Origin of the sequence: Streptomyces smyrnaeus, assembly GCF_017676345.1 — a bacterium.
GTDB lineage: Bacteria > Actinomycetota > Actinomycetes > Streptomycetales > Streptomycetaceae > Streptomyces > Streptomyces smyrnaeus.
The window spans coordinates 393,522-417,149 of the sequence record NZ_JAFFZM010000001.1; the positions used below are offsets into that span (position 1 = coordinate 393,522).

15 protein-coding genes are annotated in these 23,628 nt (G+C 71.7%); 9 read left to right on the top strand and 6 right to left on the bottom strand.

Translation table 11 applies throughout. The features are described 5' to 3' along the window. Positions 1-111: 111 nt before the first annotated feature. Positions 112-765, top strand: a complete 654-nt coding sequence (locus tag JW613_RS01810; protein WP_209208901.1) for a TetR/AcrR family transcriptional regulator — start codon at positions 112-114, stop codon at positions 763-765. 4 nt (positions 766-769) lie between these two features. Here JW613_RS01810 and JW613_RS01815 read toward each other — a convergent pair whose 3' ends face one another. Beyond that, on the bottom strand, positions 770-1,846 hold the full coding sequence (locus tag JW613_RS01815; protein WP_209208902.1) for an ATP-dependent DNA ligase: 1,077 nt from the start codon (positions 1,844-1,846) through the stop codon (positions 770-772). 89 nt (positions 1,847-1,935) lie between these two features. On the opposite strand from JW613_RS01815, the gene JW613_RS01820 reads away from it, so the two are divergent. Next, positions 1,936-3,474 (top strand): ATP-dependent DNA ligase, encoded by a 1,539-nt coding sequence (locus JW613_RS01820; RefSeq protein ID WP_209208903.1) that lies wholly within the window; start codon positions 1,936-1,938, stop codon positions 3,472-3,474. A gap of 232 nt (positions 3,475-3,706) precedes the next feature. On the opposite strand, the gene JW613_RS01825 is transcribed toward JW613_RS01820, so the two are convergent. From JW613_RS01825 to JW613_RS01840, 4 genes are all read right to left on the bottom strand, one after another. Then, complete coding sequence (locus JW613_RS01825; protein ID WP_209208904.1) at positions 3,707-4,126, bottom strand: HIT family protein; 420 nt, start codon at positions 4,124-4,126, stop codon at positions 3,707-3,709. Between the two features lie 2 nt (positions 4,127-4,128). After that, positions 4,129-4,914, bottom strand: coding sequence for an aldo/keto reductase (locus tag JW613_RS01830; protein ID WP_209209200.1), 786 nt, complete (start codon positions 4,912-4,914; stop codon positions 4,129-4,131). 197 nt (positions 4,915-5,111) lie between these two features. Next, a complete protein-coding gene (locus tag JW613_RS01835) occupies positions 5,112-6,719 on the bottom strand; it encodes a purine-cytosine permease family protein (RefSeq protein WP_245224780.1) in 1,608 nt (535 codons plus the stop codon). Positions 6,720-6,909: 190 nt separating this feature from the next. After that, complete coding sequence (locus tag JW613_RS01840; protein WP_209208905.1) at positions 6,910-7,821, bottom strand: universal stress protein; 912 nt, start codon at positions 7,819-7,821, stop codon at positions 6,910-6,912. 255 nt (positions 7,822-8,076) lie between these two features. On the opposite strand from JW613_RS01840, the gene JW613_RS01845 reads away from it, so the two are divergent. Both JW613_RS01845 and JW613_RS01850 read left to right on the top strand, forming a co-directional pair. Continuing rightward, positions 8,077-8,793 carry a TetR/AcrR family transcriptional regulator gene (locus JW613_RS01845; RefSeq protein WP_209208906.1) on the top strand — a complete coding sequence of 239 codons (717 nt, stop codon included), beginning with the start codon at positions 8,077-8,079 and terminating at the stop codon, positions 8,791-8,793. Between the two features lie 60 nt (positions 8,794-8,853). After that, positions 8,854-11,049 (top strand): HelD family protein, encoded by a 2,196-nt coding sequence (locus JW613_RS01850; protein ID WP_209208907.1) that lies wholly within the window; start codon positions 8,854-8,856, stop codon positions 11,047-11,049. Here JW613_RS01850 and JW613_RS01855 read toward each other — a convergent pair. Continuing rightward, a complete protein-coding gene (locus tag JW613_RS01855) occupies positions 11,026-11,211 on the bottom strand; it encodes a hypothetical protein (RefSeq protein WP_209208908.1) in 186 nt (61 codons plus the stop codon). The two genes, JW613_RS01850 and JW613_RS01855, sit on opposite strands and share 24 nt — an antisense overlap. A 226-nt stretch (positions 11,212-11,437) precedes the next feature. Here JW613_RS01855 and JW613_RS01860 point away from each other — a divergent pair, with 226 nt between their 5' ends. The 5 genes from JW613_RS01860 to JW613_RS01880 all read left to right on the top strand — a co-directional run bounded on the left by JW613_RS01860 (position 11,438) and on the right by JW613_RS01880 (position 23,628). Next, a complete protein-coding gene (locus JW613_RS01860; protein ID WP_209208909.1) occupies positions 11,438-11,674 on the top strand; it encodes a DUF397 domain-containing protein in 237 nt (78 codons plus the stop codon). 423 nt (positions 11,675-12,097) lie between these two features. Continuing rightward, positions 12,098-12,895 (top strand): Sco1979 family transcriptional regulator, encoded by a 798-nt coding sequence (locus JW613_RS01865; protein ID WP_504739752.1) that lies wholly within the window; start codon positions 12,098-12,100, stop codon positions 12,893-12,895. Positions 12,896-13,463: 568 nt separating this feature from the next. Beyond that, positions 13,464-14,762, top strand: a complete 1,299-nt coding sequence (locus JW613_RS01870; RefSeq protein WP_209208910.1) for an MFS transporter — start codon at positions 13,464-13,466, stop codon at positions 14,760-14,762. Beyond that, positions 14,698-18,477, top strand: a complete 3,780-nt coding sequence (locus JW613_RS01875; protein ID WP_209208911.1) for a non-ribosomal peptide synthetase — start codon at positions 14,698-14,700, stop codon at positions 18,475-18,477. Before JW613_RS01870 ends, JW613_RS01875 begins: the two co-directional genes overlap by 65 nt. Before the next feature lie 63 nt (positions 18,478-18,540). Continuing rightward, a complete protein-coding gene (locus JW613_RS01880; protein WP_209208912.1) occupies positions 18,541-23,628 on the top strand; it encodes a non-ribosomal peptide synthetase in 5,088 nt (1,695 codons plus the stop codon).

Consider the following 23,628-nt stretch of genomic DNA (forward strand, 5'->3'; position numbering starts at 1 on the left):
ATGGCATAGCCAATGATTAGAGACGCTAACAGAAAAATGCAGTGCTGCAAAAATGCACTACTGTAGGAACCCTGCGAAGAGGCAGCGCACGGGACAGCACAGGAGCTGCAGATGGCCGACCCGACCTCCGAGACCGCCCAGGGGCTGCGGGAGCGCAAGAAACTGGAGACCCGGTCGGCGCTGCGTGCCGCCGCCGTCCGGATGTATCTGGAGCGCGGCCCCTCCGCCGTCACCGTGCAGGACATCTGCGAAGCCGCCGGGGTCTCCGCACGCACCTTCTTCAACTACTTCGAGACCAAGGACGACGCGGTATTCGACTGGGACCGCCGGCTCACCGGCCAGCTCGTCGACCTGCTCACCGCGCGCCCCGCGAGCGAGCCGCCGCTCCAGGCGCTGCACCGGACGCTGCGTACCGCCATTCCGGCGCTGGTCGCCGACGCCGGCTGGCGGGAGCGCCGACGGCTGCTGGGCGCCTATCCCGAACTGGTCCCCAAACTGCTGCACAGCAACAGCCACATGGCCGAAGCGCTGGCCGAAGCAGTCGCCGAACGCACCGGACTGTCCCCGGACGCCCTCTACCCCCGCCTGCTGGGCGGCGTCGGACTGACGGTGCTGCGCTCCTCGATCCGCGCATGGGACCCCGAGTCACCGACCGAGGAACTGCTGGACATGCTCGACTCGTGCTTCGCCTCACTGGCCGCCGGACTGCCGCAGCCGACCGGGGGCGAGGGAGTGCGTCCGGCCGCACCGGGTACGGCCGGGTGACGGCTCAGCGGCCGCCGAGCGCCTCTTCCAGGTCGAACCGCACCGGCTCCTCCAGCTGCTCGTACGTGCACGAGCCCGGCTCGCGGTCCGGGCGCCAGCGGCGGAAGAGCACCGTGTGCCGGAAGCGCTTCCCCTCCATGTGGTCGTAGGCCACCTCGCACACCCGCTCGGGGCGCAGCGGCACCCAGGAGGCGTCCTTGCCACCGCTCCACCTGCTGGGCGCGCCCGGCATCCGGCCCTCCTCATGAGCGGCCTCGTCCTGCCAGCGGGCCCACGGGTGCTCCTCGGGGCGGTCCATGCCCAGCGGTGCCAGCTCGCGCATCAGCTCACGTCTGCGCGCGGCCGGGAACGAGGACGACGCGCCCACGTACTGCAGCACCCCCGAGTCGTCGTAGAGACCGAGCAGCAGGGAGCCCAGCGCCTCGGGACCGCTCTTGTGCGGGCGCAGCCCGGCCAGCACGCAGTCGGCCGTACGCTCGTGCTTGACCTTGAGCATCACCCGCTCCCCCGGCCGGTAGGGCAGATCGGTCCGCTTGGCCACCACGCCGTCGAGCCCGGCGCCCTCGTACTGCGCGAACCAGTCCTGGGCGACGGCGCTGTCGTAGGTCACCGGCGCCAGATACAGCGGCGGGCGCGTGCCCCGCAGCGCCCTCTCCAGGGTCCGGCGCCGCTCGGTCAGCGGGGCATCCAGGAAGCCGGTGTCGTCCAGGGCCAGCAGGTCGAAGGCGACCAAGGAGACGGGTGTGCGCTCCGCCAGCAGCCGTACCCGGGAGGCGGCCGGGTGGATGCGCTGCTGCAGCGCCTCGAAATCCAGCCGCCCGCCCAGCGGGAGCACGATCTCACCGTCCAGTACGCAGCGCTGCGGCATCCGCTCGCGCAGCCCGTCGACCAGTTCCGGGAAGTACCGCACAAGGGATTTCCCTGTCCGGCTGATCAGCTCGATCTCGTCACCGTCCCGGAAGACCAGACAGCGGAAACCGTCCCACTTGGCCTCGTACTGCATCCCCTGCGGTGCCTCGGGGATCGCGGAGACGGGCTTGGCGAGCATCGGTTTCACGGGCGGCAGCACCGGAAGATCCACACTGCCGATTCTGCGCCGGACAGTCCGGGGCCGCACGGCGTGCGGGCCGGCCGGGAGCGCACGCGGCCTCGATGGGCGACCATGAGGCCATGCTGCTGGCAGACATCGCTCGCACCTCCGCCCGGATCGCCCGGGCCACGGGCCGCAACGACAAGGTGGCGCTGCTCGCGGAGCTGTTCCGAAGGGCGGAGCCGTCCGAGGTGCCGGTGGTGGTCACCTATCTGGCGGGGCGGCTGCCGCAGCGCCGTACGGGAGTGGGCTGGCGCAGCGTGCGCGAGTTGCCCCCGGCCGCCGACGAGCCGGCGCTGAGCATCGCCGAGGTGGACGCCGCGTTCGCGCGGATCGCCGAGGTGAGCGGGAAGGGCGCGCAGGCGGAGCGCAAACGGCAGCTGGATGTGCTGATGGCGGCGGCCACCGAGGAGGAGCAGTGGTTCCTCGTCCGGCTGATCGGGGGCGAGCTGCGCCAGGGGGCGCTGGACGCCTTCGCCGTGGAGGGGCTGGCCGCAGCCGTCGCGGCCGATCCGGGCGAGGTGCGGCGGGCGGTGATGCTCGGCGGGTCGCTCGGCAGCGTCGCCCAGGCGCTGCTGGCCCAAGGGCCGGACGCACTGGCCCTGTTCCAGCTGCAGGTGGGCAGGCCGGTGCTGCCGATGCTGGCGCACACCGCCAAGGACGTGGACGAGGCGCTGGACAAACTAGGCCCGTGTGCCGTCGAGGAGAAGCTGGACGGCATCCGGGTGCAGGTGCACAAGGACGGCGACCAGGTGCGCGTCTACACCAGGACGCTGGACGAGATCACCGACCGGCTGCCGGAGGCGGCCGAGATCGCCCGCAGGGCCGACGCAGCACAGCTGGTGCTGGACGGGGAGGTGATCGCCCTCAAGGAGGACGGCTGGCCCCGGCCGTTCCAGGAGGTGTCGGGACGTGTCGCCTCCCGGCTGGACGTGGCAGGGGCCAGCAGCGAGCTGCCGCTGCATCCGGTCTTCTTCGACGTGCTGTATCTGGACGGCGAGGACCTGCTCGACCGGCCGTTCGTGGAACGGCACGCCGCGCTCGCCCGGGTACTGCCCGACAAGCTGCGGGTGCGCCGGGTGCCGGTGCCCGATCCGGCGGACGGGCCGACGCGTGTGGCGGCCCGCGAGTTCGCGGAGGAGGTGCTGGCGCGCGGCCACGAGGGAGTCGTCGTCAAGGCGCTCGACTCGCGGTACTCGGCGGGGCGGCGCGGGGCTTCCTGGCTGAAGGTCAAACCGGTGCACACCCTCGATCTGGTGGTGCTCGGCGCGGAGTGGGGGCACGGGCGGCGCGCGGGGAAGCTGTCGAACCTGCATCTGGGAGCGCGGCGCGAGGACGGCACCTTCGCGATGCTGGGCAAGACGTTCAAGGGGCTGACCGATGTGTTGCTGGCCTGGCAGACCGAGCGGCTGCGGGAGCTGGCCGTCGAGGAGAAGTCCTGGGGGGTGGTGGTCGCACCCGAACTGGTGGTGGAGATCGCCTTCGACGGGGTGCAGCGCTCCACCCGCTATCCGGAGGGCGTGACCCTGCGGTTCGCGCGGGTGGTGCGCTACCGGGACGACAAACGTGCACAGGAGGCCGACACGGTGGCGGCGGTCACGGCCCTGCTGCCCCAGTGACCGTCAGACGGGTCCTCGATCAGTCACGGCAGCCGCGGTCGTGCTCTTCGCGGAGCTGTGGCGTTCTGCGAGCAGCCTCTTGCGATGGCCGCTGCGGCGGACGGCGGTGACGACGACGATGGCGAGGCAGAGGCCGGTACCGAGAACGGGAAGCGGGAGGACCCGGTTCGAGCCTCAGGGTGACGGTGTCGCCGTTGGCGAACTGGCCCCGGGCGGATCGTCCGTCTCGTGGTCACAGCTGCGCGCGGATGCGTTCGGCGATCTGCTCGGCCTCCGACTCGTCGGCGTACCGGCCGCGCGGCCAGAAGAAACCGCGCAGACCGTCCTTGCGTCTGCGCGGCACCACGTGCATGTGCAGATGGGGCACGGACTGGCTGACGCGGTTGTTGCCCGCGACGAACGAGCCGTCGGCCGCCATGGCCCGCTCGACCGCGCCGGTGACCCGGCGTACGGCGGTGAAGTACGGGCCGACGGACTCCTCGGGCAGATCGGTCAGGGTCTCCACATGGCCGCGCGGCACCACCAGGGTGTGGCCCGGGAAGAGGGGCCGCTGGTCGAGGAAGGCGACGACGGCCTCGTCCTCGTGGACCCGGTGGGCGGGCTCCGTGCCGTCGATGATCCGGCAGAAGACGCACCCGCTGTCCCGGGCCATGGTCAGTTCAGGGTGCGGGGGTCAGGGCCGACGCGGGTGCCGTTCTCCAGGCGCTGGATCTCCCGCAGGTCCTCGCCGTCCAGCTCGAAGTCGAAGACGTCGATGTTCTCCTTGATCCGGGACGGGGTGACGGACTTGGGGATGACGACGTTGCCGAGCTGGATGTGCCAGCGCAGCACCACCTGAGCCGGGGTCCTGCCGTGCTTGGCGGCGGCCTTGCGGACCACGGGATCGTCCAGGACACCGTTGCCGCGGCCGAGCGGGGACCACGCCTCGGTGACGATGCCGTGCTCCGCGTCGAAGCTCCGCAGTTCCGGCTGCTGGAGGCGGGGGTGCAGCTCGATCTGGTTGACGGCGGGCACCACACCGGTCTCGTCGAAGAGCCGCTGGAGGTGATCGGTCTCGAAGTTGGAGACGCCGATGGTCCTGGCCCGGCCGCTGTCGTGGATCTCGGCCAGCGCCCGCCAGGTCTGCACATACAGCTCCCTGGCCGGCGCCGGCCAGTGGATGAGGTAGAGGTCGACGTAGTCGAGGCCGAGCCGCTCCAGGGAGTCGTCGAAGGCGCGCAGCGCCGTGTCGTGGCCCTGGTCGGTGTTCCACAGCTTGGTGGTGACGAACAGCTCCTCGCGGGGGATGCCGGACTCGCGCAGGGCCTTGCCGGTGCCGCCCTCGTTGCCGTAGAGCGCCGCGGTGTCGATGCTGCGGTATCCCGCCTCCAGCGCGGCGGAGACGGTGGCAGCCGCCTCGTCGTCGGGCACCTGGTACACACCGAACCCGAGCTGCGGCATCTCCGTGCCACTGTTCAGCAGGACGGTGGGGACGTGTGCGCTGCTCACTGTGCGACCTCGGCTCTCTCGGGGGCGGCTGTCGGGCGTTGTCCGTCAGCCGGGGTTTCCGCTGTGCCGAGGTCCATTCACGCACACACCGCCGGGACCGTGCCGACTCCTCGCCCGCACGAGCCCGGCGGTGTGTCCGCCGGAGCCGCTCAGCCGCGCTGTGCCCGCGCGGCCTGCTCGTCCGGGGCGGCCTGGGCGTCCCGGGCTTCCTGGGCGTCCTGCTCGTCCTGGGCGTCCCCCTGGCGGGGCGCGGAAACCGGCGCGGACGCCTCCCCCTCGCGGGGCGCGGGGAGCACCGCGAACAGCAGTGCGGCCAGCAGCGCGGTGGCGGCCCAGCCCAGCCCGTTCTCGCCGATCCAGGTGGAGTGGAGGGGGCCGGTGAACCAGTCGCAGGTGGTGAAGGCGAGCCCGAGCAGCAGGGCGATGCCCCAGGCCGTCATCGCCTGCCAGCAGTAGCCGCCGACGTACCAGTAGCGGCTGGTGCGGGAGGTGTCGAGCAGTCCGGCGGGGTCGTAGCGGACGGCCCGGTCGCGGCGCCGCAGCATGTCGACCCCGTAGACGCCGACCCAGGCGGAGAAGGAGACGGCGAGCAGCGAGAGGAAGGAGATGAACGAGCCGTAGAAGCTCTTGGCGACCAGCATCAGCAGCAGTCCGCCGACCAGGCTGATGACCGCGTTGACACTGACGGCCCAGGCGCGGGGCAGCTTCACGCCCATGGTCTGCGCGGTGAAGCCCGCCGAGTACATCGAGAGGCTGTTGATCAGCACCATCCCGATCACGGCGATCACCAGGTACGGCACGGCCAGCCACAGCGGCAGGGCCTCGCCGAGGAAGGAGACGGGGTCGTCGGTCTTGGCGAGCGCCGGGTCCTTCACCGACATCACGCCGCCCATCAGCACCATCGGCACCAGTACCAGCAGTGCGCCCGAGACGGTGGTGCCGAAGATCTTCCGTCCTTCGGCGCTGTGCGGCAGATAGCGGGCGAAGTCGGGGCCCGTCGGGATCCAGCTGATGCCGCCGGCCGCGATGGTGCCGATGCCCGCGATGAGCATGGCGGTGCCGCCCGCGGGCCGGGAGAAGACCTCCGCCCAGTCGATGGTGGTGACCAGGTAGCCCAGCACCAGGACGGTGAAGAGCCCGAAGAAGTAGGTCGACCAGGTGTTGCAGAGGTTGAGGACCTTCCGGCCCATGCCGCTGACCAGGAACGTCACCCCGACGAACAGCAGCAGGGTGACGACGACGAGCGGGGTGCTGCTCTCGATCCCGAAGAGCAGGCGGAGCACCGTGAGGACGGCGTAGGCGCCGGTGACGGCGTTGATCGTCTCCCAGCCGAAGCGTGCGACCCACAGGATCATGCCGGGGAAGTAGTTGCCCCGCACGCCGAACGTGGCCCGGGAGAGCATGGCGCCGGGCGCGCCGCCCCACTTGCCGGACACCGACAGCAGCCCGACCAGACCGAAGGAGACGCCACCGGCGACGGAGGCCGCGAGCAGCACCTGCCAGAAGTTGAGGCCGTTGAAGACGACCAGCCCGGCGCCCATGGTGAGCAGCAGGACGCTGATGTTGGCGGCCACCCAGGTGGGGAACAGCTCGCGGACCCGGCCCCGCCGCTCGTGATCGGGTACGGGCTCGATGCCGCGGCTCTCGACGGTCTCGTCGATCACGGCGGTCGCCGGCGTGGCGGAGTCAGACGTGGGGGCGGAGGAGTGCGCCGGGGCGGCGCCGTCGGCGTGGGATACGCCGGGGGAGACTGCCATGGGTAGGGCTCCGTGCGTGGTTCTCTGGTGCGACGTGCGTCGTTGCAGGGTCGTGACCTGGTGTCTCCGGCCGTCACCGGGGAGACTGCGGGGACTCTACGCGCGTTGCAAGACGCCCTCTATCGTACAGAGTCACACGATCGGCCCCCTCGGAGTCGGGTGATCCTCCAAGGGGGCCGGAAGCAGGCGGTCAGGACACGGGCACCAGCACCACCGAGCACTTGGCGTGCTGCAGGACCGCGTGCACCACCGGGCCCAGCTGGAGGCCGAGTCGCCGCTGCTGGCGCCGTACCCCCAGCACCACCATGTCGGCGCCCTCGCTCAGCTTGATCAGATGCTCGGCCGCCTGGCCCTGGTGCTGTTCGGCGCCCAGCCGCACGTTCGGATAGCGCTCCCGGAAGGGCCGCAGCGTGTCCTCCACGAACTGCTCGGCCCGCCTCGTCTCCGTCGAGGGCTCCTTCGGTGACAGCCGCAGCGCCACACCGGGCAGCATCGGATAGATCCAGCAGTGCACCACCCACAGCGGCGAACCGGAGCGCTCGGCCGTCCGGAAGCCGAACTCGACCGGCTGCGTCGCGCCTTCCCACTTCAGCCCGACGACCGTCTCCCCCGGTGTCGCACCGGGCTCGGGCATCTCGCCGCGTACGACCATCAGCGGTCCCGCCGCATGTGCCGCCAGTCGCAGGCTGACCGAGCCGAGCAGCAACCCGCGGAAGCCGCCGTGCCCGCGGGTGCCGACGACGGTCAGCTGAGCGGTGCGGCTGCGGTGCACCAGCGCGTCGGCCGCCGGTTCGCTCACGCCGGTCGCCACGACGGTCAGCCCGGGCGTGCGCTTACGGGCCCGCTCGGCGGCCTCGGCCGCGACCTGACCGGTGGCCTGCCGAAGCCGCTCCCTGTCCGCCTCGGTCTCCGGGTAGGCACCGCGCCGGGCCGAGGACCCGCCGCACAGCACCTCCAGCTCGGCGCCCCTGCGGTAGGCCTCGTCGGCGGCCCGGTCCAGGGCGCGGAAGGAGTGCGGGGAACCGTCGACGCCGACCACCACACGGCCGGTCTCGGGGGCGGGGGCGGGGGTCCCCGCGGGGGGCTCGCTGGTCTCCGACATGTCCGTCCTCTCCTCGCGTCCTCGCCTCGATGTGCGGGTACACCGCCAGTGTGGTGCACACGGGGCAGATGCGGTAGAAGCTGCGCCCGCCGTGTGGACTGCCGCCGTGCGCCCACCGCAAACAGCCACGCTCCCCCTCGGGCGACCTCCCGGGACAGCCTCCCCGAAGACCTCAGGGCAGCCTCCCGGGGTGACCCCTGAAGGCAACCCGGATACAAATTTAACCGAGTTACATTTCTCTGGTACGGTCGCCGCATGAGCGACCACCCCACCGGGCTGCGCGAACGCAAGCGGCAACGCACCTACCAGGCGATCTCCGACGCGGCCGTCGCCCTGTTCCTGCGCAAGGGCTTCGACGCGGTCTCCGTCTCCGAGATCGCGGCAGCCGCCGAGGTCTCCAAACCGACGCTCTTCCGCTACTTCCCCGCCAAGGAGGACATGGCCCTCCACCGCTTCGCGGACCACGAGGACGAGGCGGCCCGCGTGGTGGCGGGGCGCGGAGCGGGCGTCTCGCCCCTCACCGCGCTGGAGCAGCACTTCCTGGCCGGATTGGAGGCCCGCGATCCGGTCACCGGGCTGTGCGACGAGCCGGAAGTGCTCGCCTTCCACCGGCTGCTGTACGGCACCCCGACCCTGGTGGCCCGGCTGCACTCCTACACCGCCCGCTCCGAGGAGGCCCTGGCGGCCGAACTGACCAAAGGGCTCGACGGGCGGACCGAGCCGACCGAGGGCGCCGAGAGCACCGTGGGGGCGGCAGCCGACGCGGGCGCACCCCGCGCCGCGACGGCGCAGCCCACCCTGACGGCACGGCTGGCGGCCGGTCAGATCGTGACCTGCCAGCGGGTCCTCGCCACGGCCAACTGGCACCGCGTCGCCCAGGGGGCGAGCGCCGACAGCATGCACGAGTCGGCCTGCCGCGACGCCCGGCACGCCTTCGCACTGCTGCGCACCGGGCTGACGCCGTTCGCCTGACGCGCACCGCACACAGCCGACCCACCCAGCCGGAACGAGGACGAAGAGGAGCACCGCCCCATGTCCGGGGACCACACCGCCCAAGAGGAAGCCCTCCGGGCCGAACTGGCCGCCGAGCGCGCCCACGCCGACCGGTGCCGCGCCACGCTCGACCGTACGAACGCCGCGGCACAGCACCGGGTGCTGGAGGGCGCCGGTGTGCTGACTGGACAGCACACCGGGGAGGCGGCAGGCGAGGGCGTCGCGGGCGACGGAGCGAGCGCGGAGGCGCTGGGCCGCTATCTGCGCAGCCGGGCCAAGGAGGTACGGGAAGAGCCGGAGGGGCCGCCCTTCTTCGGCCGGCTCGACTTCAGCGACGGGGGACGCGGCGGCGAGGAGGCCGGCGAGCACCGCGGTCAGCGCTACTACATCGGCCGCCGCCGCGTCAGCGAGCACCCTTCGGCGCCGCCGCTGGTGCTGGACTGGCGGGCCCCCGTCTCCCGCGCCTTCTACCAGGCGACCGCACGGGAGCCGCGGGGCGTCCGCTTCCGGCGCCGGTTCGGCTGGTCGCCGAACGGCACCGGCACCGCCGAGGACCTGACAGGGCTGGAGGACGAGAGGCTGGAGGACGGGAGACCGGCGGGCGAGGGGCCGGCGGGGTCCGATGAGTCACCGGCCGGGGCCTCGGCCGCCGGATCGGCCCTCGCCTCCCGCATCGTCGCCGGCGAGATCGAACGCCCCCGGGTGGGGCCGATGCGCGACATCGTCGCCACCATCCAGCCCGAACAGGACGACCTGGTGCGCTCGGGCCCCGACGGTTCGATGTGCGTCCAGGGCGCGCCCGGCACCGGGAAGACCGCCGTCGGGCTGCACCGCGCGGCCTATCTCCTGTACACCTACCCTCGCCGCATCGAGCGCGGCGGCATGCTCGTCGTCGGGCCCAACACGGCGTTCCTCGGCTACATCTCGGCGGTGCTGCCGGCCCTGGGCGAGGTGGGGGTGCGGCAGTGCACCGTAGGGGATCTGCTGCCCGGCCATCCGGTGCGGGCCGAGGACAGCCCGGAGGCGGTGGAACTCAAGCACAGCGCGCGTATGGCGGCTGTACTGCGGCGCGCCCTCTACGCGCGCGTACGGCTGCCGGACGGCCCGGTGGCGGTGCCCGACGGCTCGTACCGCTGGCGGCTGGACGAGGACGAGCTGCGCGCCGTGGTCGAGGAGACCCTGGCGCAGCAGCCGCCGTACGAGGTCGGCCGGGAGCGGGTACGGGCGCGTACCGTGGCGCTGCTGCGCGACCAGGCCGAGCGCCGCGCCGGTCCGCCCGGGGGCGAGTGGCTGCGCCGGATGGGCAGGGTCAAGGCACTCTCCGGTTTCGTGGACTCCGTCTGGCCGAGGGTGAAGGCCGAGGAGGTGGTGGCCGGACTGCTGGGTGACGCGCGGACGTTGGCCGAGGCAGCCGACGGGCTGCTGACCGAGGACGAACAGCGGGCGCTGCTGTGGCAGGGCCGCCGCCCCCGGTCGCCCCGGACGGCACACTGGTCGCAGGCGGATCTGCTGCTGCTGGACGAGGTGGCGGGCCTGATCGCCCACCCCGAGGAGAGCTACGGACATGTGGTGGTGGACGAGGCACAGGACCTCTCCCCCATGCAGTGCAGGGTCCTGGCGCGCCGCAGCCGCTTCGGCTCGCTGACCGTGCTGGGCGACCTGGCGCAGGGCACCACCCCGTGGGCGGCCCGCGACTGGCCGGAGCAGCTGGCGCACCTGGGGGTTCCCGAGGCGACGGTCGCCCCGCTGACCACGGGCTTCCGGGTGCCGTCCGAACTGCTGGCGGCGGCCAACCGGTTGCTGGACTCGCTTCCGGTGGACGTCCCGCCGGCGCGGTCGCTGCGCACGGGCGGCGAGCTGAGGACGCTGCGGGTGCCGGGGGCGGACGGGCCGACCGGCGCCGTGGCGGAGCGGGTCGCTGCCGCGCTCGGGAGGGAGGGCTCGGTCGGGGTGATCGCGGCCGGGGCGCGGGTGGCGGCCGTGCGCCGAGCGCTGGCGGCGAACGGGATCGCGGCCGGGACGCCCGGCGCCGAACAGGAGGGTGAGCGGGTGACCGTGGTGGACGCCGAGTCGGCCAAGGGACTGGAGTACGACCACGTCGTCCTGGTGGAGCCCGCGGAGATAGCGGCGGGCGGGCCGCGCGGGCCGCAGCGCCTCTATGTGGCGCTCACCCGCGCGGTGTCACGGCTGGAGATCCTGTACGCGGCCGAGCTACCCGAGGCCCTGCGAGGCTGAGAGGGCGGCGGGGGTGCGGGCGGGGGCCGCCAGATCGCGGAGCCAGTCCGGCTGATCGGCGATCTCCAGGAGGAGGAGCAGCCGGGTGAGGGGGTGGTCGCAACTGAGGCCGTTGTCCACCGGGTCCGCAGGGGCGGGGAATTCGGCGCCTGGTGTGGTCACTGGGACTCCTGTAGACGGACGGAGCACGTGAACTCCGCTGTCGAGTCGTGGAGTTGAGCCCTTCTGCTGGGGCTCCGGTGTGGAGTACGACGGGCATTGTCGCGGTTCCGTACTTACTTCTGCAAGTACATCTGCAAGTACATCTGCAAGCACGCTCGGCTATGAGACGCTTCCAGACGTCGCAACCGCCCACGGGGGAACGCAAGTGACGTAGGGAGAGACGTACATGCAGATCGAGAACGGCATCGAGGCCACGAAGATCGAAGGCGCGGTCTGGCGCAAGAGCCGCCGCAGCAACCCGAACGGCAACTGTGTCGAGGTCGCCACTCTTCCCGGCCAGGGAGTCGCCGTCCGCAACTCCCGCTTCCCGTCGGGCCCCGCCCTGGTCTACACGCCCGCCGAGATCGCGGCCTTCGTCCAGGGCGCCAAGGACGGCGACTTCGACGACCTGCTCGACTCCTAGCACCCCACCCACCACCCGCCTGCACGCGGTTCCCACGGCCGGGTCGCAGGTCCCACAACTGAACAGCACCACGGGCACCGCCGCCGCACGACACGGACGTGCGGCGGCGGTTCACGCACAAAGCCCCCGGTACGGGGGCGACGGCGCGGCACGCGCGTACGGCGGGCGCGCCCGGCACGACGGCACCGAAGTGGCCCGAGCACGTCCACGCCACCGAAGGCTCCAAATCCGGTCGCGTAACCGGTATGGCTGTACGCTCAGTTGACGGAGTGGGACACTGAGCATCCGTAGAGTCACTCAGGGAAGCAAGGCGGACGCGATGGGAGCACAGCCGCGACGCGAGGCGTCGCCCGGACGCATCCAGGACCACCCCGGGGTGGACCCACGATCCTGCGCATCGTCCTGGGCACCCAACTGCGCCGGCTGCGCGAGGAGCGGGGCATCTCCCGTGAAGCGGCGGGCGAGGCGATCCGCGGTTCGCACGCCAAGATCAGCCGCCTGGAGCTGGGCCGCGTCGGCTGCAAGGAGCGCGACGTCGCCGACCTGCTGACGCTGTACGAGGTCTGGGACCGGGAGGAGCGCGAGGAGTATCTGGAGCTGGCGCGGCACGCCGGCTCGCCGGGGTGGTGGCAGAAGTACAGCGATGTGATGTCGCCATGGTTCGACCGGCTGCTCGGCCTGGAGGAGGCCGCCGCGATGATCCGCGCCTACGAGGTGCAGTTCGTCCCCGGCCTGCTGCAGACCCGTGACTACGCCCGCGAGGTCATCAGGCTCGGCCATCCGCGGGACGACAGCAGGCGCAGCGAGCGCCGGATCGAACTGCGCATGGAGCGGCAGTCGATTCTCGACAAGCCGCACTCGCCCCGGCTGTGGGCCGTGATGGACGAGGCGGCGCTGCGCCGCCCGCTGGGGTCCCGGCAGGTGATGCGCGCCCAGCTCGAACACCTCATCGAGGCCGCTCGGCAGCCCAACATCACCCTGCAGATCGCGCCGTTCAGCATGGGCGGACTCGCCGCCGCCGGCGGCCCGGTGACCATTCTGCGCTTCCTGGAGCCCGACCTCCCGGACATCGTCTACCTCGAACAACTCACCTCGTCCCTCTACCTGGAGAAGCGTGACGAGGTCGAGGGCTATCTGGTGGTCATGGACCGGCTGTGCGCGATGGCCGAGCCCCCGGCCAGGACCGCGGCGTTCCTGGAGAAGTTGCTCAGCGACTACTGAGCCGTCGCCCCTCCCGCCTCCCCTTCACCTTCCCCTCCCCCGGTCGGCCCCGCTTCCGCCGCCGCCTTCCCGGGCCGGTTCCGTGCCGCCGTCGAGCCGTGCGGCCTCCCGGAGTCGTCCGCACCCTGACGGATCACCTCCGAGCCCCGGTCGATCTTTCATTCACCTCTTCTCACCTGCTCGTTCACAAAACCTCCTTTGATCACAAGCCTGGAAGAAGACATTTTTCCGTAGAAGAGATTGCTTGACCGGGTTCCGAGCGAGCTGTTAGAAAGCATGCCGTCAAAGCGCACCGCCGACGGCGGGGCGCTGCATCACGGGGGATCTTCACGGGGGAATCTTGGGCGGCACAGCCATGGGGAATTCCGGCCCCCGTCAAGCCGGAAGTACACGGGTCGACAGCTCATTCCCGTAACGCCGCAGAAGCACTGACCACGTCCGCACGGTTGCTCACACGTGCGGCCCGGTCCTGCCCGGCGCCTTCTTTCGCACACCCACCTGCCGGTACCGACGTGCGCCGCACGCCTGCCCGGCTGCCTCTTCTGCCTTTTTCGGCCTACTGAACGGTGTGGACGTGAAAGCGTATCTGAGCATTTTACGTATCGGGGACTATCGGCTCCTGTGGTCGGCCCTGGTGCTCAATCTCCTCGGCGACGGCGCCACCTATGCGGCCCTCGCCTGGATCACTCTCGAAAAGGCGGGCGCCGCCGGCCTCGGGGTACTGGGCGTCTGCCTCACACTTCCGGTGATCGCGGGCGGCGCCATCGTCGGCCCTCTGCTCGACCGGTTCTCCCGGCGCAAGCTCTTCATCTACGACTCGATCTTCCGCGGCGCCGTGGTCGCCCTCATCCCGGTGCTGGCCGTGGCCGGTGTGCTGGAGGCCTGGCATCTGTACGTGGTCGCTCTGGTCTACGGCCTGCTGAAGATCATCCCGCTCGCCGGGACCCCCGCCGTGCTGCCGGAACTCGTACCCGCGGACAAGCTCCAGGCGGCATCCGGTCTGGAGGCCACCGCGATGGGAGCGGCCAACGTCCTGGGGCCGCCCATCGGCGCGGGACTCATCGCCCTGTTCGGCGCGCCCAACGTGCTGGTGCTCGACGCCGCAACCTATCTGCTCTTCGCCTTCCTGATCAGCCGGATCAAGGCACCGCTGGCCCGGCCGGAACCGTCCGGCGAGGCGGGGTCGCAGCAGCGGAAGCCGGGCTGGACACCGGTCTTCCTGCTCATCGTGCGGGACCGCTTCCTGCTGGTGCTCACCTTGTCGTTCGGCGCCTTCAACGTCTCGGCCGGGGCGCTGGTGGTGGCGATCCCCTGGCTGACCAAGTTCGAGTTCGGCAGCGGGCCCGGAGTGCTCGGACTGATGCTCGCGGTGATGGCGGCCGGCGAGCTGATCGGCTCCCTGGTCTCCGGCGCCGTGGAGACCTCCGAGAGACAGATGCTGCGCATCGGGGTGCTGCAACTGCTCTCCGGGGCCGTGCTGTTCCTGCTCATCCCGACCGCGCTGCCGTGGATCCTGCTCGGCCTCGCGCTCAACGGCATCCTCTCGGCGCCGATGACGGTGCTCGGCGGAGTCGTCCGGATGACCAGGGTGCCCAACGAGATGCGGGGCCGCGCGATGACGCTGATGCGCACGGTCATGGCCGGTGCGCTGCCCGCGGGTTCGGCGCTGGGCGGTGTGCTGCTGAGCGGCAGCCACTACACGGGGCTCATCTTCGTCGTCGCCGCCCTGGCCACCGCGCCCGGTGTGCTGACGGTCGTGCTCTTCCGCAACACGCCCTTCAGACTGGAGGTGACAGCAGCCGATGACCAGCGTGCACAGCGGGACTCCGACCCCGACGACGCAGGCACCGTCCCCGCAGCCTCCTGACGCGGCACCCGCCACCAACGGCGACGCGGTGCTGCTCGTCACCGATCATCCCCGCACCCGAAAGGCGGCCCGTGGCCCCTGGGCCCGGGTGCGGCTGACCGGCGCCGGTGCCCCCACCGCCCTGGCAGCCTTCGTCATCGTGCTGCACCGCTGGACCGGGCAGCGGCGGCTGAGGGTGGACATCGATCCGGCCGTCGGCGGCGCCTGCGCACTCACCGTCGAGGTCACCGGGCACGAACCGGTCGCCGCGCTCGCCACGGAAGTTGCTCGGACCGCACCCGCCCCACCCGGCCCGGGAAGCGCCACAGCGGTACGGTTCGCGGACGGTGCCCTGCCGAACGAGGGGCCGGACAACGCGCCGTACGAGCTCTCCCTCACCCGGGACGGTGCGGACCTGCTGCTCGGCTACCGCGCCTCGCTCTTCACCCGGGAGACCGCCGAGCGCTTCGGCCGCCATCTCCGGCGGGTGCTGTGCTGCCTGGCGGACCGGCCGCGCACCGCCGTGCGGGAGGTGGAACTGCTGGACGAGGGGGAGCGGGAGCTGGTTCTGCGGACGTTCAACGACACCGCCCGGCCGTACCCCTCCGCCGCCACCGTGCACGAGCTCTTCCGGGAACAGGCGCGGCGCGCCCCGGCGGCGGTCGCGGTCACCTGGCGGGACCGTACCTTGAGCTACGCGGAACTCGATACGCACAGCGACCGGTTGGCGTACGCGCTGCGGGCGGCCGGAGCGCGGCCCGGGGACCGGATCGGGCTGCACACGGGACGCACCCCGGAGCTGCTGGTCGGTGCGCTCGGCATCCTCAAGGCGGGCTGCGCCTATCTGCCGCTGGACACCGGGTATCCGGCGGAGCGCACCGAGTGGCTGCTCGCCGACTCCGCCGTCCGCGTCCTTGTCGCCTCCGCCGACCCGCCGGTGCCGTTCGCCTTCGCGGGGAAGATCCTCGCCCCGCAGGACGAGGCCGCAGGGCCGGGACAGCCGTTGCCCGTCCCGGCCGACTCCGCGGCACAGGACCTGGCCTACGTCTGCTACACCTCCGGGACGACCGGGCGGCCCAAGGGCGTCGAGGTCACCCACCGCAATGTGGTGCGGCTGGTCCGGGGCACGGACTATGTGCGCTTCGGCCCGGACATGACCGTCATGCCGACCGGCTCCATCGCCTTCGACGCCAGCACGTTCGAGCTGTGGGGGCCGCTGCTGAACGGCGGACGGGTTCATCTGACCGACAGCGACACGGTGCTGGACGCGGGCTCGCTGGGCCGGGAGCTGGCGGAGCGGGGCATCACCACGCTGTGGCTGACCTCACCGCTGTTCAACCAGCTCGTGGAGCAGGATGCGGCCGCACTCCGCCCGCTGCGGGAGCTCGTCGTCGGCGGGGACGCCCTGTCCGCCGCCCATCTGGCGAAGGCGATGGCCGCCTGCCCCGAGCTGGTGCTGGTCAACGGCTACGGCCCCACGGAGAACACCACCTTCTCGGTCACACACCGGCTCTCCCGCGCCGACCTGGGGCGTATCCCGATCGGACGGCCGATCGCCAACTCCACCGCACATGTGCTGGACGAGGCCGGGCAGCCGTGCCCGGTGGGGGTACCCGGTGAGTTGTACCTGGGCGGGGACGGGGTCGCCCGCGGCTATCTGGGGCGGCCCGAACTGACGGCGGAACGTTTCGTCGAAGACCCGTTCACCCCGGGCGGCCACCGCCTCTACCGCAGCGGCGACCTGGCGCGCCGGCGCTCAGACGGCGTCCTGGAGTTCCTGGGCCGACGTGACCACCAGGTCAAGGTCCGCGGCTTCCGGGTGGAGCCGGCCGAGGTCGAGAGCGTCATGCTCACCCACCCGGAGGTGGCCGAGGCGATCGTGACGGCCAGGACCCGCCCGGGGCGCAGCGACACCTGTCTGTACGGCTACTACACGGGGAAGGCCGGGCAGCAGCCACCGGCGCCGGAGAAGCTGCGGGCCCTGCTCGCCACAACGCTCCCCGGACACATGGTCCCCTCCTATCTGGTGCCGTTGCCCGAGCTCCCCCTCAATCCCAACGGCAAGGTGGACCGGGCCCTGCTGCCCGACCCCGACGGCTCCCATCTGCTGGCCGGGACCGCCTACGTACCGCCCACCGACGAGACCGAACGCGTCCTGGTGGAACTGGCCGAGGCCGCGCTGGGCATCACCGGCATCGGAACCTCCCACGACCTGCGGGACCTCGGCGCGGACTCGCTCACAGCGACGCTGCTGGCCGCCGGTGCGCGACAGCGGCTCGGCCGCGCCTGCCCGGTCAGCGCCGTACTGCGCTGCGGCACCCCGGCCCGGCTCGCCGCGCTGCTGCGCGACATTGCGGCCCACCCGGTTCCGCGGATACCGCGCGCTCCGCAGCAGGAGACGTATCCGCTCGCTCCGCAGCAGCGGCAGCTCTACTTCGAACAGATCAAGTACGAGCGGGCGGTGCACTACAACGTGCCGGTGACGCTCGGGCTGCCGGCCGACACCGACCCGCAACGGCTGGCCGCGGCGCTGCGGCGGTTGGCCGGGCGGCACGATGCGCTGCGGACCCGCTTCGTCACCGACGGAGGCGGGATCAGGCAGCGCGTCGAGCCCACCGTCGACGTTCCGGTGCGGGTGACCGAGGGGCCACCGGGGCCGCTGCCGGACTTCGTCCGCCCCTTCGATCTGGGACGGGCCCCGCTGTGGCGGGCCGAGATCCATCGAACGGCCACCGAGGTGACGCTCCGCCTCGATCTGCACCACATCGTGGTCGACGGGTTCTCCCTCGTCCCGCTGTTCGCCGACCTGTCCGCGCTCTACGGGGGCGAGGAACCCCCACCTCCGTCACTCCGGTACCGGGACTACGCCCAGTGGCTGGCCGGGCCTCAGGGTGCGGCGCTGCGTGCGGCCCAGCGGCCGTACTGGCAAGGGGTGTTCGCCGCTCCCCTCGACACCACGGACCTGCCGACGGACGCACCGCGGCCCGCGCTGCGGGCCCTCGACGGAGATGTCGTCTCCTTCGATCTGGGCCAGGTGCGGACCCGGCAGCTGCGCGGGCTGGCCCGCGACCACGGCGTGACCCTGTTCGCGGTACTGGCGTCCGCCCACAGCATGTTGCTGGCCGCGCTCAAGGGGGCCGCGGACGTCACGCTCGGTGTTCCGGTCTCCGGCCGTACGGTTCCCGGGCTGGAGGGGACGGTCGGCATGTGCGCCGGCACCGTGTGCCTGCGCTCGGCTCCCGAGCCCGGTCTGCCCTACGGGACCTTTCTGCAACGCACCGCGCAGGCGGCCGAGGACGCCTTCGCCCACCAGGACTTCCCGTTCGAGGACCTGGTGTCCTTGGCGGCCCCGGTGCGCGACTACAGCCGTACGCCGGTCTTCGACGCACTCATCGCCCTGCACAGCGGGCGCTATCTGACGGTGGACTTCCAGGGCGCCAGGGTGCCGGTGCGCCTCGAGCAGACCGGCCAGGCCGTCTTCGACCTCAACATGCAGATCCATGAGGACGCCGGCACCCTGCGCGTCGCCTGGCAGTACGCCGCCCGGCTGCTGCGCCGCGACACGGTCGAGAACTGGCGCGACCGCTTCATCGCCCTGTTGGACGCGATCGTCGCCGATCCTGCCGCTCCGCTCGGCGCGCTCGATCCCGCGCTCACCGCGGCGCGCTCCACCGCAGCGCGGACAGCGCCCGGTTCCACCTCAGCCTCCGACTTCGACTTCGACTTCGATCTCTGACGTCTCGCTCAGCTCCTTCGAGTACTTCAAGTCGGCTTCTCACCACAAGTGCAGGAGACATCCATGCCTCTGCTCCCATCCCAAGCAGCATCCTTCGCACCGTCACCGCAGACCACCTACTGGCGATCCCAGTTGGGCTCACTCACTCGGACGTGCGGATTCTGGCCCGACTTCCGTCCGGGCACCGGCCCGGACAGCGCCTCGGCGGCGGACGCCACCGACCGTGCCGGCCGGCACGCCGCCATCACCGTTCCCCTCGGCAGCACGCTCACCGAGCGTCTGGACCGGATCACCCGCAGCTGCCCCGAGATGCTGTGCGTGGTACTCACCTCGGCCCTGGCCGCACTGCTGGGCCGCTGCACCGGTCAGGAGGAGGTGGCCGTCGCGCTGCCGAAGCGGGGCGCTGCCGCGCGGTTCGCTGGCGGCCCACTGCTGGTGCGTACGGATCCGACCGGGTCGCTGCGCCAACTGCTGACCCGGGTCGGCGACGCGGTACGGGAGGCCGAGCGCAACCAGGAGTGCGACGTGGCCGCCCTCGCCGCCGAACTGGGCCGCTCCGATGCCTTCGACACCGGAGTGGCGCTCGACGGCTTCCACGATCCCGATTTCACCGCGCCCGGCGTCATGGTCACCGCCGCCCGGCAGGACGGCGAGCTGACGGTGACGCTCACGTACGCCGCGGACCGCTTCGCCGAGGAGTCCGTACGCCGCCTCGGAGCCCAGTACGCCCTGGTCCTGGACGGGGCGACGGCCGAGCCCGACCGACCGGTGGACACGCTCGACCTGTGGACGAGCGCGGACGAGAAGGCCGTCGCGGCGGCCAACGCGACCGAGCGCGACTTCGCCGCGGACGCCACGCTGCACGGTCTGTTCGCCGAACAGGCCGCCCGCACCCCGGACGCGCCCGCGCTGCTGACCGAGGACACCACCGTCACCTACGGGGAGCTGGAGGCACGCGCCAATCAGCTGGCGCGCACCCTGCGGGAGCGCGGCATCGGCCCGGGCTCGATCGTGGCGCTGCTGACCGAGCGGTCGACGGAGATGATGACCGCCGTCCTCGCCGTGCTGAAGTCCGGTGCCGCCTACCTTCCGGTCGACCCGTCCTATCCGCGGGCCCGCATCGATCATCTGCTCACCGACAGCGCGGCCCGGCTCGCCCTCCATCAGCGGCGGTTCGGCGCACTGGTGGGCGCCGCCCCGGCCCTGGACATCGAGGACCCGGCGTCGTACGCGACCTCGACCGAACCGCTCCAGCACACCGGCGGGGCGCGGGACGCCGCCTACGTCATCTACACCTCCGGGTCGACGGGCCGTCCCAAAGGCGTGGTGGTCGAACACCGCAGCGCCGTCAACCGGCTGCAGTGGATGCAGCGCGCGTACCCGATCGGCGCCGACGACGTCGTCCTGCAGAAGACGTCCATCTCCTTCGACGTGTCCGTGTGGGAGCTGTTCTGGTGGTCGTCGACCGGAGCGGCGCTCGCCCTGCCGGCGCCCGGCGCCGAGAAGGACCCGGCCGCGCTGCTGGCCGCCATCGACCGGCACCGGGTGACCACCATGCACTTCGTGCCGTCGATGCTCGGCATGTTCCTGGGCCATCTCGACCGGTTCGGCGGTGGAGCGGCCACCCGCACCCTGCGGCAGGTCTTCGCCAGCGGAGAGGCGCTCACCCCCGCGCAGGCCGCGCGGTTCGGCGCGCTCGTCCCCGACGCCCGGCTCGTCAATCTGTACGGGCCGACCGAGGCGACCGTGGACGTCACCCACCAGCCCGTGGAGGGGCTGACCGGCCGGGCGCGGCTGCCCATCGGCCGGCCGATCGACAACGTCCGGCTGTATGTGCTGGACGACGAGGGACGGCAGGCGCCGGTGGGCATCCCCGGCGAGCTCCATGTCGCCGGTGTGGGCGTGGCGAGGGGCTACCTCGGCAGGCCGGAACTGACCGCGGAGAAGTTCCTGACCGGGGACGCGGTGCGCGCCGCCACCGGTGAGGAACGGCTCTACCGCACCGGCGACCGGGCCCGCCGGCTGCCCGACGGCAGCCTCGACTACCTCGGCCGGGTCGACGAGCAGGTGAAGGTGCGCGGCTTCCGGGTGGAGCCCGGCGAGATCGAGGAGCGGCTGCGCACCCACCCGGGGGTACGGGATGCGGCAGTTGTCGCGGTCGACGACGGCTGGCAGACCTCGCTGCGGGGTTTCGCCGTACCGACCGACGGGGTGACCGGGGCGACCGGCGGGGCGGGGGCCGCCGGAGCGTCCGAGGCGGAGCTGAAGGAGCATCTGCGGGCCGCGCTTCCGGAGTACATGGTGCCCGGCAGGATCCGGGTGCTGGACGAGCTGCCGCTCACCCCCAACGGCAAGCTGGACCGGGCGGCGCTGCGCAGCCCGGACGCGCTCCGCAGGAAGGCACCGGCACATGTCGCCCCGCGCAACGGGACCGAGGAGGTGCTGGCGCGGATCTGGCGGGAGGTGCTGGGCCGGGAGAAGGTCGGGGTGCACGACAACTTCTTCGCGCTGGGCGGCAACTCGATCCACTTCGTCTCGGTCCTGGCCAAGTCCCGTGAGGCCGGGCTGGACTTCACCTTCCAGCAGCTGTTCCAGCACCAGACGATCGCGCTGCTGGCGGCGTCGATGGCGCAGGCGCCGGGTGCGGCGGCGGTGGAGGACGTCGCGGCGCGCGGTGCCTTCCAGCCGTTCGAGCTGATCTCCCCGCAGGACAGGGCACGGCTGCCCGAGGACGCCGAGGACGCCTATCCGCTCTCGATGCTGCAGGCCGGGCTGATCTTCCAGACGGAGATCACCGGCGGTCTGGGGCAGTACCACGACGTGCTCAGCTACGCGGTCACCGGCGCCTTCGACGCGGCGGCCTTCACCGAGGCGGTGCGGCTGCTGACGCTGCGGCACCCGATCCTGCGGACCACCTACCACCTGACCGGCTACAGCGAGTTCCTGCAGATCGTGCACCGCCAGGTGCCGCCCCCGCTGACCATCGAGGATCTGCGCCACCTGGACCATGCGGCGCAGGAGGCGTGGCACGAGCAGTGGCTGGCCCGCGAGAAGTCGCGCCGGTTCGAGTGGGAGCGCGGCGGCCTGGTCACCGTGCACATCCAGGTGCTCGGGGACGAGCTGTACCGGTACACGGTCAGCCAGCACAACTCGGCGCTGGACGGCTGGTCCATCTCCCTGCTGCACACCCAGCTGTTCGAGCTGTACCACCAGGTGCGGGAGGGCCGGGACACCTCCCGCCGCCCGGTCGACAACCATCTGCGCAACTTCGTCGGCCTGGAGAGGGAGGCGCTGCGCTCCGAGCGGTCCGAGCAGTACTGGCGCGGCGTCTTGGCGGACCCGCAGCCGGCCGACGTACCGCACAAGCCGGACGCCGTCGACACCGACGACTTCCGTGTCGTACTGCGGGACGTACCACTGCCCGCGGGGCTGACCCGGCGCGTCGAGGCGAGCGCGGACGCGCTGTCCGTGCCGGTCAAGGATGTCCTGCTGGCCGCCCACATGAAGGTGCTCAGCCTGGTGTCGGGCCGGCAGACGGTGCTGACCGGCTACGAGCACAGCGGCAGGCCCGAACTGCCGGACGCGGAGACGACGCTCGGGCTGCATCTGAACACGGTGCCGTTCCAGGTCGAGGTGGCCTCCGGCAGCTGGGCCGAGCTGATCCGGCGGGTGTACCGGGCGGAGCTGGAGCTGCTGCCGCACCGCCGCTACCCGATGGCTCAGATGAAGCAGGACCTGGCCACCCAGCGGCAGCTGTTCACCACCACCTTCAACTTCACCCACTTCTATCTGCTGCGGAACCTGCGGCAGCTGCCGGAGTTCTCGCTGCTGGAGATGCGGGTGGACTCGGAGACGGAGTTCCCCTTCCGTACCGAGTTCTCCCGCGACTTCCTCGACGACGAGCTGCGGCTGTGCCTGCACTACCACACACATCTCTACGACGAGGCGCAGATCGACCGGATCGGCGACTACTTCGTGCGCGTACTGGAGCTGATGGCGAGCGAGCCGGACGCGCCGCACACGGCACATCAGCTGCTGGCGGACGAGGACCGGGCCCTGCTGGGCGGCGGGGCCTCGGCCGGGGAACAGCCCGTACCGGTGCCGCAGCCCGGCCGGCCGGCGTCCCGGCAGACCGTCGCCCGCATCCGTACGGCCTGGCAGCACGTCCTGGAGCTGCCCGAGGAGGAGATCCGCGAGGCGGACGACTTCTTCGCGCTGGGCGGCAACTCGCTGTCCGCCCTGCGTGTCGTACTGGAGCTGGAGGGCCTGGTCACGCTCTCCGATCTGACCCGTGTGCCCCGGCTGGGCGAGCTGGCGGCACTCGTGGACGGCGGAGCGGAGGGGGACGACGCGGACGAGGAACTGCTGCAGCTGCTCTCCTCCACCACCGAGGGCGCCCGGGCCGCGGTGCTGTGTGTGCCGTACCCGTGCGGCCATCCGGTCAACTTCAAGCCGCTGGCGGAGGCCGTGGACAAGCGCACACCCAAGCTGGCGGTGTACGGGCTCGAACCGCCGGGCCACAACCCGAGCCGGCCGGGCAGCTTCACCGATGTCGCCGAGACGGTGGAGCGGGCGGTGGCACAGATCGAGCGGACGGCCGAACTGCCCGATCTGCCGCTGATCCTGTGGGGCCACTGCGGTGGCGCGGCAGTGACCGTGGAGCTGGCGCGGGTGCTGGAGGAGCGCGGCTTCGATCTGCGGCAGGTCTTCATCGGCTCCAAGCTGCTGCCGACGGCGGCCGACATGCGCGAGTCGATCGAGATGATCGAGAGCTGGAGCGACGACGACATCGTCAGCTACATGGTCGAGGAGACCGGTTACAGCGAGATGGACGGCCTCGACCACCGCTACACGTCGTTCATGGGCCGCCTCTTCCGGCACGACGTGTGCGGTGGCTACCGCTACTTCATCGATCTGACCGAACAGGATCCCAGCTGGCGGATCGAGGCGCCGTTCACCGTCGTCGTCGCCGAGGACGACAAGGGGCTGGCGCACGCCGCCGAGGAGTACCGCTGCTGGGAGCGGGTGGCGGCACGGGTGGGCTTCCACCGGCTCGGCTCCGGCGGCCACTACTTCGTGCGGGGCAACCCCGCCGAGACGGCTGAACTGATCGAGCGGGCGTGGGCGTCCGCGGCAGAGTTGGAGGGCTGA

Coding starts and splice junctions, on each gene's coding strand:
- JW613_RS01850 (WP_209208907.1), top strand. CDS start 8,854: ATGTCCGGGGACCACACCGCCCAAGAGGAAGCCCTCCGGGCCGAACTG.
- JW613_RS01820 (WP_209208903.1), top strand. CDS start 1,936: ATGCTGCTGGCAGACATCGCTCGCACCTCCGCCCGGATCGCCCGGGCC.
- JW613_RS01825 (WP_209208904.1), bottom strand. CDS start 4,126: ATGGCCCGGGACAGCGGGTGCGTCTTCTGCCGGATCATCGACGGCACG.
- JW613_RS01875 (WP_209208911.1), top strand. CDS start 14,698: ATGACCAGCGTGCACAGCGGGACTCCGACCCCGACGACGCAGGCACCG.
- JW613_RS01840 (WP_209208905.1), bottom strand. CDS start 7,821: ATGTCGGAGACCAGCGAGCCCCCCGCGGGGACCCCCGCCCCCGCCCCC.
- JW613_RS01835 (WP_245224780.1), bottom strand. CDS start 6,719: ATGGCAGTCTCCCCCGGCGTATCCCACGCCGACGGCGCCGCCCCGGCG.
- JW613_RS01880 (WP_209208912.1), top strand. CDS start 18,541: ATGCCTCTGCTCCCATCCCAAGCAGCATCCTTCGCACCGTCACCGCAG.
- JW613_RS01830 (WP_209209200.1), bottom strand. CDS start 4,914: ATGCCGCAGCTCGGGTTCGGTGTGTACCAGGTGCCCGACGACGAGGCG.
- JW613_RS01860 (WP_209208909.1), top strand. CDS start 11,438: ATGCAGATCGAGAACGGCATCGAGGCCACGAAGATCGAAGGCGCGGTC.
- JW613_RS01810 (WP_209208901.1), top strand. CDS start 112: ATGGCCGACCCGACCTCCGAGACCGCCCAGGGGCTGCGGGAGCGCAAG.
- JW613_RS01845 (WP_209208906.1), top strand. CDS start 8,077: ATGAGCGACCACCCCACCGGGCTGCGCGAACGCAAGCGGCAACGCACC.